11 protein-coding genes and 1 rRNA gene are annotated in these 10,310 nt (G+C 69.6%); 9 read left to right on the forward strand and 3 right to left on the reverse strand.

Annotated features, from left to right (window positions below):
• The 8 genes from rrf to ACWD10_RS25640 form a co-directional block, all read left to right on the forward strand.
• Window positions 1-86, forward strand: a 5S ribosomal RNA gene (gene rrf, locus ACWD10_RS25605); the annotation flags it as partial.
• Between the two features lie 88 nt (window positions 87-174).
• A complete protein-coding gene (locus ACWD10_RS25610; RefSeq protein ID WP_451094847.1) occupies window positions 175-819 on the forward strand; it encodes an HAD family hydrolase in 645 nt (214 codons plus the stop codon).
• 47 nt (window positions 820-866) lie between these two features.
• A complete protein-coding gene (locus tag ACWD10_RS25615; protein WP_451094849.1) occupies window positions 867-2,042 on the forward strand; it encodes an acetoin utilization protein AcuC in 1,176 nt (391 codons plus the stop codon).
• A 153-nt stretch (window positions 2,043-2,195) separates the two neighbouring features.
• Complete coding sequence (locus ACWD10_RS25620) at window positions 2,196-3,011, forward strand: phosphatase (RefSeq protein WP_451094851.1); 816 nt, start codon at window positions 2,196-2,198, stop codon at window positions 3,009-3,011.
• Window positions 3,012-3,143: 132 nt separating this feature from the next.
• Window positions 3,144-3,350 (forward strand): helix-turn-helix domain-containing protein, encoded by a 207-nt coding sequence (locus ACWD10_RS25625; RefSeq protein ID WP_451094853.1) that lies wholly within the window; start codon window positions 3,144-3,146, stop codon window positions 3,348-3,350.
• A 113-nt stretch (window positions 3,351-3,463) separates the two neighbouring features.
• The gene (locus ACWD10_RS25630; RefSeq protein ID WP_003948845.1) at window positions 3,464-3,562 is read left to right on the forward strand and encodes a 30S ribosomal protein bS22; all 99 of its coding nucleotides are present in this window, start codon (window positions 3,464-3,466) and stop codon (window positions 3,560-3,562) included.
• Window positions 3,563-3,805: 243 nt separating this feature from the next.
• Complete coding sequence (locus ACWD10_RS25635; RefSeq protein ID WP_451094855.1) at window positions 3,806-4,924, forward strand: NAD-dependent epimerase/dehydratase family protein; 1,119 nt, start codon at window positions 3,806-3,808, stop codon at window positions 4,922-4,924.
• 14 nt (window positions 4,925-4,938) lie between these two features.
• Window positions 4,939-6,021 (forward strand): lysophospholipid acyltransferase family protein, encoded by a 1,083-nt coding sequence (locus tag ACWD10_RS25640; RefSeq protein WP_451094857.1) that lies wholly within the window; start codon window positions 4,939-4,941, stop codon window positions 6,019-6,021.
• An 86-nt stretch (window positions 6,022-6,107) separates the two neighbouring features.
• Here ACWD10_RS25640 and ACWD10_RS25645 read toward each other — a convergent pair whose 3' ends face one another.
• The 3 genes from ACWD10_RS25645 to ACWD10_RS25655 form a co-directional block, all read right to left on the reverse strand.
• Window positions 6,108-7,304 (reverse strand): DUF5667 domain-containing protein, encoded by a 1,197-nt coding sequence (locus tag ACWD10_RS25645; protein ID WP_451094859.1) that lies wholly within the window; start codon window positions 7,302-7,304, stop codon window positions 6,108-6,110.
• 260 nt (window positions 7,305-7,564) lie between these two features.
• The gene (locus ACWD10_RS25650) at window positions 7,565-8,341 is read right to left on the reverse strand and encodes an ECF subfamily RNA polymerase sigma factor, BldN family (RefSeq protein ID WP_451094861.1); all 777 of its coding nucleotides are present in this window, start codon (window positions 8,339-8,341) and stop codon (window positions 7,565-7,567) included.
• A gap of 359 nt (window positions 8,342-8,700) precedes the next feature.
• Window positions 8,701-9,654, reverse strand: a complete 954-nt coding sequence (locus tag ACWD10_RS25655) for an HAD family hydrolase (protein WP_451094863.1) — start codon at window positions 9,652-9,654, stop codon at window positions 8,701-8,703.
• Window positions 9,655-9,793: 139 nt separating this feature from the next.
• Here ACWD10_RS25655 and ACWD10_RS25660 point away from each other — a divergent pair, with 139 nt between their 5' ends.
• Window positions 9,794-10,084, forward strand: coding sequence for a glutaredoxin family protein (locus ACWD10_RS25660; RefSeq protein WP_451094865.1), 291 nt, complete (start codon window positions 9,794-9,796; stop codon window positions 10,082-10,084).
• The last annotated feature ends 226 nt before the right edge of the window (window positions 10,085-10,310 follow it).

Below are 10,310 nucleotides of genomic sequence, written 5' to 3' on the forward strand. Positions count from 1 at the left end.
GTTACATTCCGAACCCGGAAGCTAAGCCTTACAGCGCCGATGGTACTGCAGGGGGGACCCTGTGGGAGAGTAGGACGCCGCCGAACTAATTTTGAAGAAGGCCCCTGTACCGGCACGGTACGGGGGCCTTCTGCATTTCGCGCCGGATCCGGCTCGGTCACTTAGGGTCGGACCATGCGCTACGACCTCGTCATCTTCGACAACGACGGCGTCCTCGTGGACAGCGAGCCGATCGCGAACCGGATCCTGGCCGACTACCTCACCGAGTTGGGGCACCCCACCACGTACGAGGAATCCGTGCGCGACTACATGGGCTCCGCCGTCCATCGCGTCCACGACCTCGTCGAATCACGCACCGGACAGCGGCTGCCCGAGGACTTCGACGCGACGCTGCTGCGTCGTACCGTCGCGGCCTTCGAGCGGGAGCTGAAGCCCGTACCCGGGGTGACCGATGTGCTCGCCCAGCTCACCGCGCAAGGAGTGCCGTACTGCGTCGCCTCCTCGGGCAGCCACGAGCGGATCAGGGCCGGACACCTCAGGACCGGGCTCGACGAGTGGTTCGAAGACGAGTGGATCTTCAGCTCGGAGGACGTGGGCCAGGGCAAGCCGGCGCCCGACCTCTATCTGCACGCGGCCGAACGTATGGGCGTACCGCCGGAAGAGTGCGTGGTCGTCGAGGACAGTCCGCTCGGAGTGCGGGCCGCCCTGGCCGCGGGGATGACCGTCTTCGGGTACACGGGCATGACGCCCGCGGACCGGCTCGAAGGGGCCGCCGCCTACTTCGGTGACATGGAGCGGCTCATGCAGTTGCTCGAGTGATCCGGGCCGGACGCCTGACGCCGTAGCCGCCCGATACGGTGACAGGCATGAGCGGGCGCGCACAGCTGATGTGGGACGAAGCAGTAACGGGCTATGACTTCGGGCCCGAGCATCCGATGGACCCGGTGCGACTCGCGCTGACCAGACGGCTCATTTCCGCGTTCGGGCTCGACCGGGGTGAGGGCCTCGAGGTGGTCGCCGCCAAACCGGCCGGTGAGTCGACGCTGCGGCTCGTGCACCGCGAGGACTACGTGGCGGCGGTCCGGGCCGCGTCGGCGGATCCGGGGGCGGCGCAGGGGGCGTACGGCCTGGGGACGATGGACGATCCGGCCTTCGCCGGGATGCACGAGGTGTCCGCGCTGATCGCCGGTCAGTCCGTGGGGGCGGCCGAGGCGGTGTGGCGTGGCGATGTGGCGCACGCGGTGAACTTCGCGGGTGGGCTGCACCATGCGATGCCCGGGGGAGCGGCCGGGTTCTGCATCTACAACGACGCGGCCCTCGCCATTGCGCGACTGCTTGAGCTGGGGGCCTCTCGGGTCGCGTACGTCGATGTGGATGTGCACCACGGGGACGGTGTGCAGGCGGCGTTCTGGGACGACCCGAGAGTGCTGACGATCTCGCTGCACGAGCATCCGCGGACACTGTTCCCGCAGACCGGGTGGCCCGAGGAGACCGGCGGGCCGGAGGCGGAGGGCAGCGCGGTCAATGTGGCGCTGCCTGCCGGGACCGGGGACGAGGGGTGGCTGCGGGCCTTTCACGCGGTGGTGCCGGAGCTGCTCGAGGAGTTCCGACCGGAGGTTGTGGTGACGCAGCACGGGGCGGACACGCACTTCGAGGATCCGTTGGCGCATCTTGCTGTTTCGCTCGATGCGCAGCGGGCCGTGCAGGTCGCCTGCCATGAGCTGGCGCATGCGCATGCCGGGGGGCGGTGGGTCGCGCTCGGTGGGGGCGGGTACGCGGTGGTCGATGTGGTGCCGCGGTCGTGGACGCATCTTGTGGCGATTGCCGCGGGGCGGGGGATCGAGCCGACTTCTGTCGTGCCGGAGGAGTGGCGGCAGGAAGTATTCGCGCGTACGCGGCAGTTGGGGCCTGGGCGGATGACGGATGGGCGGGACGCCTCGTGGAAGCCGTGGGATGCCGGGTACGACCCTGCGGATCGGCTTGACCAGGCGATTCTTGCCACGCGGCGGGCGGTGTTTCCGCTGCGGGGGTTGCTGGCGTAGGGGATTTGTTCCCCAGCATGCGCCGGAGGGGCTTGCGGGTGGGGCAACGATGAGGCCTCCCCGCGGCTGTGGACGTACATCCTGCTAGCCCAACTGTGGGGAATTGCCGGGGTTTTGGGCATTCCTGGGGCGGGCGTGCGGGAGCATCGCAGGGTGTTGAGTACCGGCGCCTTGCGCGCGCATTTGCTGGCGGCCCGGCTTGCGGGACCCGTCGCCACCTCCCGGGAGGAGAGCCTGCGGAGTTACCGGCTCTTCGCCGCCCGGGATCCACGGCTGTTGCTCGGGCTCGATCCCGAATGGGCCTGGGACGACCGGGACTTGATCGCCCTCATGGCCGATAAGTGCGGGGTCTCGCCGGATCCGCGGCACACCGACGGGCCCGATGTGATCGATCCGGAGCGGACCCTCGCCGGTCTCGACGCCTTCGCGGAGCGGGTACGGGCCGCGGCGGAGCGGCGGGCGCCGGTGCTGCTCGGGACCGGGCATCCGCACCGACTGCTCGGGTTCTACGCCGAGTTGGCAGACGCTCTGTCGGCGGCCGGGTGCACCGTACTCACCCCTGCGAAGGGTGGCAGTGTCGACATAACGACCCGGTTCGGCCTACGCACGTACAACCTCGACTACGTACGAGGAGTCGCGCTGGTGCGGGAACCCGGCGCGCGGGGAGCCGGTGGTGCGACCGGCGCACACACCCACTCGCCGCTGCCGGTCCGGACCGCGCTCGCCGCCGCGGCCGAGGCCGCCGGGCCCCTGCCCGAGCTGGTGATCGGCGATCACGGCTGGGTCTGCGGTGCAGGTCAGCTCGGTATCGAGGCGATCGGCCTGGCCGATACGGACGATCCGGCGCTGTTCGTCGGGGAGGCCGAGGGGCGAGTGTCCGTGGCCGTTCCGCTTGATGATGCTGTGCGGTCTGATTACTACCAGCCACTTACTCGCTATGTACTCAATCGCGCATGTCTGTCACGTTAGAGGGCCGATCGCAGCACCTCTTCCCCACTCGCACCACAGGCCCCTACTCTGGGGAGTGAGCGCGCAGCGACGAGGAGTTACCGGAAGGGGAAGCCGGTGGCCGTCGCGCGCGGAAGGTTCAGGTGGGGTGTCATGGCTGATCAGAGGCCTCTGAGTGAGGTGCAGTTCTTGACCGTGGCGGAAGTAGCCTCGGCGATGCGAGTGTCGAAGATGACCGTGTACCGCCTGGTGCACAGCGGTCATCTGCCTGCGATCCGGGTGGGAAGGTCGTTCCGCGTCCCGGAGAACTCCGTCCACGAATACCTGCGAGACTCCTATGTGGGGGCGGAGTCCATCTGATTCGGTCACCTCGATTACGACCTCAGCGCGAGGGCGGGTAGGCTAGGCCGACGTAGGTCGTGTGGGCCCATTCTGCCCCGCACCGAGTGATTGAGAAGTGAGCGAGGGTAGCCGTGGGCTCTGTTATCAAGAAGCGGCGTAAGCGGATGGCTAAGAAGAAGCACCGCAAGCTGCTGAAGCGCACGCGCGTGCAGCGTCGTAACAAGAAGTAAGCGACGCTGAACGCACGTACAGGCGCTGTACAACGCAACGCATACGTCCGGAGCCCCCTGCCGATCTGGTAGGGGGCTCCGGTCGTTCGCGCGCAAGCGTGCGTAGTGCGTTCGCCACGATGGTTCGTCTGATACGGCGTTGCTTTCAACGCGGGTCATCACAGCGCAACATCCACCCGCTAACGTGGCGCCCAGGGCGCAGCGGGCCGCAGACGCGGCACAGGCGGAAGGAAGGCGCTGATCTTGGGAAAGATCGTGCTCGTGACCGGGGTGGCCCGGCAGCTCGGGGCCCGGGTAGTACGCCGCATCCAGCGGGACCCGGAAGTGGAGCGGGTGCTCGCCGTCGACGCGGTCCCGCCGGAGCACGACCTCGGCGACGCCGAGTTTCTGCGGGTCGACATCCGCAGACCGACGATCGGCCGGGTGCTCGCCAAGGACGCCGTGGACACCGTGGTGCACCTGGACGTCACCGGCAGCCCGCTGGGCGGCGGCAGTCGGGCCTCCGTCAAGGAGACCAATGTCATCGGCACCATGCAGCTGCTCGGTGCCTGCCAGAAGGCGCAGACGGTCAAGCGGCTCGTGGTGAAGTCCAGTACCAATGTGTACGGCTCCGCGCCCCGTGACCCCGCCGTGTTCACCGAGACGACGCCGCCGAAGTCGCTGCCGAGCGGGGGCTTCGCCAAGGACGCCGTGGAGGTCGAGGGGTATGTGCGCGGGTTCGCGCGGCGACGGCCCGATGTGGCGGTCTGCGTGCTGCGGTTCGCGAACATCCTCGGGCCGACCGCGGACTCGCCGCTCGCCGAGTACTTTTCGCTGCCCGTACTGCCGACCGTGTTCGGCTATGACCCGCGGCTCCAGTTCGTGCACGAGGACGATGTCGTCGAGGTGCTCCGGATCGCCGCGCACGAGCCCGCGCGCGGGACGCTGAACAGCGGCACCTTCAATATCGCCGGGGACGGGGTGCTGCTGCTCTCGCAGTGCTCCCGGCGCCTGGGCCGTCCGACCGTGCCGGTGCTGCTTCCGGCGGTCACCTGGGCGGGCGCTGCGCTGCGCACCGTCGGCCTGACGGACTTCTCGCCGGAGCAGGTGCGGCTGCTCACCCACGGCCGGGTGGTGGCCACCACCCAGATGCGCGAGACCTTGGGCTTCCGGCCGACGTACTCCACCGCGGAGACCTTCGCGGACTTCGCGCGCGGCCGCAGCCCCGGACTGCTGCCGCCCGAGGTGCTCGGCCGGGCCGTCGACCGGATCGCCGAGCTGCCCTTCGCGGCCGGCACCGGCGCCCCGGGCGCGCCCTGGACGCAGCGGCAGACGCAGGGACAGCGCGAGCAGAACGCACCGAGCGCACCGAGCGCCAACTGAGGAGCGCAGCAACGATGGCGGACGCCAAGGTCATTCCATTCGACGAGGGGGCCGCGGACCGGTCGCGCGGGAGTGCGCAGCGCCCGCCCCGGCGCCGTTCCGCGCCGCGCCGCAAGGGCGACCCCGGCGCGGTGCGCGAGGTCACGGCGCTGCCGGAGCCGGAGCCCGCCGCGGCCGCCGGGCCCGGCCCCGAGCTGCCCGGCTCGGCCCCGGCAGCAGGGGCGGCGGCCGGGAGCGCCGCGTCGGCGGGCGGCCGCGGCGGGCTCGACCGGAAGATCGCGGGTGGCCTGGCGTTTCTGCGGCGGCGGCTCACCGGTGAGTACGCGGTCGATGAGTTCGGCTACGACGAGGAGCTCACCGAGCAGGTCCTCATGACCCTGATGCGCCCGATGTACGAGAAGTACTTCCGGGTCGAGGTGAAGGGCATCGAGAACATCCCCGCGGACGGCGGCGCCCTGATCGTCGCCAATCACTCCGGGACGCTGCCGCTCGACGGCCTGATGCTTCAGGTCGCCGTGCACGACAACCACCCCGGGCGCCGTCACCTGCGGCTGCTCGCCGCCGACTTGGTGTTCATGCTGCCGGTGGTGAACGAGCTGGCCCGCAAGGCCGGGCACACCCTGGCCTGTGCCGAGGACGCCCAGCGGCTGCTCGAGGGTGGCGAGCTGGTCGGCGTGATGCCGGAGGGTTTCAAGGGCATCGGCAAGCCGTTCAGCGAGCGGTACAAGCTGCAGCGCTTCGGCCGGGGCGGTTTTGTGTCGACCGCGCTGCGGGCCGGTACGCCGATCGTGCCGTGCTCGATCGTGGGTGCCGAGGAGATCTACCCGATGATCGGCAACGCCAAGACGGTGGCGCGGGTGCTCGGCTTCCCGTACTTCCCGATCACTCCTACGTTCCCGTGGCTGGGACCGCTCGGCGCGGTGCCGCTGCCGACGAAGTGGACGATCCAGTTCGGGGAGCCGATCCCGACGGACGGCTATCCGCCGGAGGCGGCGGAGGACCCGATGCTGATGTTCAACCTGACCGACCAGGTGCGGGAGCAGATACAGCACACGTTGTACAAGCTGCTCGTGCAGCGGCGGTCGGTGTTCTTCTGACGGCTCTTGTGACGGCGGTACGTTGATGGGGCGCCCCCCGACCGCGGGGGCGCCCCATCAACGTATGAGCGGCCTTGTGGGCAGCGCTACTTCGTACTGCCCTCGTCCTCGATGCCCAGCTCCGGGAGCAGGCCCGGCAGGACGGGCGGGAGTGTGATGGCCGGTTCCTTGGTGGCCTTGCCTTCGGACGGGGTCGGCTCGTCGTTCTCCTTCGGCGGGTTGAGCAGGCCGCCCGTGTCGCCGCCGATCAGGCCCTCCTCCTCGGTGGCCGAGGGGGACGGCTCGGTCTCGCGGCTCTGGCCGTCGGACGGGCCGGAGGAGCGGTCGGCGTCGGGGGAGCTGCTGTCCCGACGGGAGTCCGAGGTGCCGCTGTCGCCGGACGGCTGGCTCTGCTGGCCCGATTCCGGGGTGCGCGGCAGGAGCGATTTGAGCGGGCCGACCTCTTCGTCTATGGCGTCGAAGACCGAGCTGACCTCCTCGCCGACGTCCGTGAGTTGGAGCGGCAGCCGGTCGCGGAGTGCGCTCCAGCTCTCCCGGTGTGTGGTGGAGAAGCTCGACAGGGTCTGGATCGGGCCGATCGAGCCGTCCCGCTGGTAGGCCTGGCGCAGCAGGCGGTGGCCCTCGGAGACGTCGTGCCACATGCCGCTGAGGGTGCGCCGGACCTCGTTGAGCGACTCGTGGTCGAGTTCGACGAAGCGGCCGCGCTCCATCAGGCGGCGGGCCTCGTTGAGCCGGGTCGAGGCCTGGTTGAGATAGATCTCGCCGCGCGCCGAGTCGTCCTCGGCCAGCCCGAGCTTGAAGTCCTCCATGCCGCGCTTGAGGCCGTAGAGGGAGTCACCGGGCAGGGCGTTGGAACTGGCGGCGGCGACTCCGCTGAACGCACCGGCCGCCACGCCGACGGTGAGTCCGCCGGCCGCGATGCCCTTCGACAGGCGGGAGCGGGGGCGCAACTTCCTTAGTGGTCCGGCCCGGTGGGCGCCCTTGCGGGAGCGCTGCTCGGGCACGGAAGGGACCGTGCCGTCGCCTTCCTGCAGCATGGCCTCCATGGCGGCCACGAGCTGGGCCCGCTGGACCACCTTGACCTCGGGGTCCAACTCCGGTTCGGGTAGCTCGCGCAGGCCATCGGCGAGGGCCAACATCCGGCTCTGCGCTGCCCGTTCGGCAGCGGGTACGCCCTCCGCCGAGTGCTCCGGCTGCTCGGCCGCCGCGGCCTGGTCGGACTGCTCCTCCAGGGCCTGGGCGAAGGCGTTCGCCCGCCGGTGTGCCGAAACGTTCGCGATCACTGGCGGCACCTCCTCTCATCATGACGTCCGACTCCCCGGGGGATCCCGAGGGTTGCACGCCGTAGGCCCGGCCACACGATCGGGTGAACGGTGACGGGTAGGCAGCGACCACAGGGAGCCTGCATCCCGCACAACGACGGTCTCGGCACTTGGGTTACGGACGAAGGATGATCCGACCGCCCCCGCACGTCGCCTGTCACCGCAGGTGAAAGGGGTGTCACGGTACGTCGCCGAGCGGCGGCGGCCGCCCGGGCGGCGCGCTAGCGGGCGTCGTCCGGGAGCAGCCGGGCCAGGGTGCGGACCGCGCGGTACTGGAGGGTCTTGATGGCGCCTTCGTTCTTGCCCATCACGCGGGCCGTCTCGGCGACCGAGAGCCCCTGGAGGAAGCGCAGCGTGACGCACTCCTGCTGCTGGGGGTTGAGGCGCCGGACGGCGTCGAGCAGGGCGGCGTTGGAGAGCGATTCGAGGACGGAGTCCTCCGGGCTGCGCTCGACCTCGTTGGCGTCGAGCATTTCGCCGGTGGTCACTTCGAGGCGGAAGCGGCTCGACTTGAAGTGGTCGGCGACGAGGTTACGGGCGATGGTGACGAGCCAGGCGCCGAAGTCGCGGCCCTGCCAGGTGAAGGTGCCGATCCGGCGCAGGGCACGCAGGAACGTCTCGCTGGTCAGGTCCTCAGCCGTGGCCTTGGCGCCGACCCGGTAATAGATATAGCGGTAGACGGTGTCGCTGTACTGGTCGTAGAGGCGGCCGAACGCGTCGGCCTCGCCGGCCTGGGCGCGTTCCACCAGGTCCATCATGCGGGCGCTGTCGCTGTCCGCCGCTGGGCGGCGGGCCGCCGTGGCCGGACCGGCGCCGGAGCGGGCGCGTCTGCCGACTGCGGCGCTGCCGTCGGCCAGGGCGTAGCAGGGGCCGGCGGTTGCGGGGACGGCTAGGGCGGGTGCGGCGTACGCGGTGGGGACAAGGCCGCGCAGGCGGTCGGCGACCGTCGCGCGGAGCGTAGCCAAGCCCGAGGCGTCAACCCCGACGTGTGGGTACACGGGACTCCCAGAGGCAGAGCTTCCATCTCGTGCAGTGCGGGACCGTTCACTCGTCGTAGCGACGTGCGGGTCCGGTATGCGTCTGAGGAGAATAACGCTTCGTACAGGCGGCGCTACACCCAGTTGCTCAAATCATCGATTCCGTCGCTTCTGTTACGGATCTCCGGCCGAACAAGTGCCGGAGCGTGAGCGTTTATTGATCAGATTGGACCGTGATCTGTTTACGCGCCGGGCGTGTTGTGCCCGAGTTGCCTTACGGGGACTGACGGACGGGTCCCGTGGGTATGCGCAAAAGAATGCCCGGGCGTGTGGCCCGGGCATCGGTGGTGGCGTTCGAAGTCTTCGGCGTGGGCCGCTGATCAGCGGCGTCGGCGGTGCAGGGCGATGGCGGCCGCGGTTCCGCCCGCGACGGCGCCGACGCCCGCGGCGGCCGGGAGGCCGACCTTGGCCGCCTTGCGGCCGGTGCGGTAGTCGCGCAGCCGCCAGTCGCGTTCGCGGGCGTACTTGCGCAGCTTGCTGTCCGGGTTGATCGCGTACGGGTGTCCGACCAGGGACAGCATCGGGATGTCGTTGTGCGAATCGCTGTACGCGGCACAGCGGTTGAGGTCGAGCCCCTCGGCCGCGGCGAGCGCGCGGACCGCCTCCGCCTTGGCCGGGCCGTGCAGCGGTTCGCCGACGAGCCGACCGGTGTAGACGCCGTCGACGGACTCGGCGACGGTGCCCAGGGCGCCGGTCAGGCCGAGTCGGCGGGCGATGATCGTGGCGGTCTCGACCGGCGCGGCGGTCACCAGCCAGACCTTCTGGCCCGCGTCCAGGTGGGCTTGGGCGAGGGCCCGGGTGCCCGGCCAGATGCGCTCGGCCATGTACTCGTCGTAGATCTCCTCGCCGATGCTCATGAGTTCGGCGACGCGGTGGCCCTTGACGATGGACAGGGCGCTCTCGCGGGCGTCCTGCATGTGCTCCGGGTCCTCGACCCCGGCGAGCCGGAACCACGTCTGTTGCCAGGCGAACCGGGTGAGTTCGCGGCGCTGGAAGAACTTCCGCTTGTACAGGCCGCGGCCGAAGTGGAAGAGCGCGGCGCCCTGCATCACGGTGTTGTCGAGGTCGAAGAAGGCGGCCGCCTTGTCGTCCCCGACGACCGGGAACTCGGGCTCGATCGCCTCTTCTTCTGTAGTCGCTTCCGCGGTGGTTTCGGCGAGCTCTTCGAGCTCTTGTGACGACTTGCGTGCCGCCTCCGCGGCGGCCTCGCCGGCCAGGACGCTGCGCGCGGTGGCGGAGCGCCTACGAGGGGTGAGCCATCCGAGAGCGGCCATGTCGTGAGCATAGCCACTCTGTTCGGCTCCTTAGGGGTCGAGGAGATGTCGGGCGGATTCGGGATGTGTGAACCGCGTCCCACCACGAGGTTCCGCTTGCGGGTCCCCGGCAGTGCCGCGGCAGCGGGAGAATGGCGGCATGAGTCCCATGTTCCGGCGTACGGACCGGCGTCCACAGAAGAAGAGGCCCGAGGACCGTCTGGTCACTTTGATCGGCAAACCCGGATGCCATCTGTGCGATGACGCACAGGAAGTGATCGAGAAGGTCTGCGAGGAGACGGGAGCGGCCTGGGAGAAGAAGGACATCACGCAGGACGAGGAGCTGTACCGCAAGTACTGGGAGCAGATCCCCGTGGTCCTCGTGGACGGTGCGCAGCACGACTTCTGGCGCGTGAACGAGGACCGGCTGCGCAAGGCGCTCACCGCGTAGCCCGGCCGAACCCGATCCGATCCGATCCAAACTGACCAACTGGTCCAGAAAGTCGATTACGATCGGGGGTGGTTCGTCTCGGGGGCGTGAGGATCGTGAGGAGTGTGTACGGTTTTGCCCCCTTCGGGCGCGCGACGGCGTCACCTGCGTGGCGGTTCCCCGATCGCGCACAAGTGCTGCGTGACCCCGGTCACTTTGGCCGGGCAAATCGGACACAATCTTTGTG

The sequence above is a fragment of the Streptomyces sp. NPDC002851 genome (assembly GCF_053591935.1).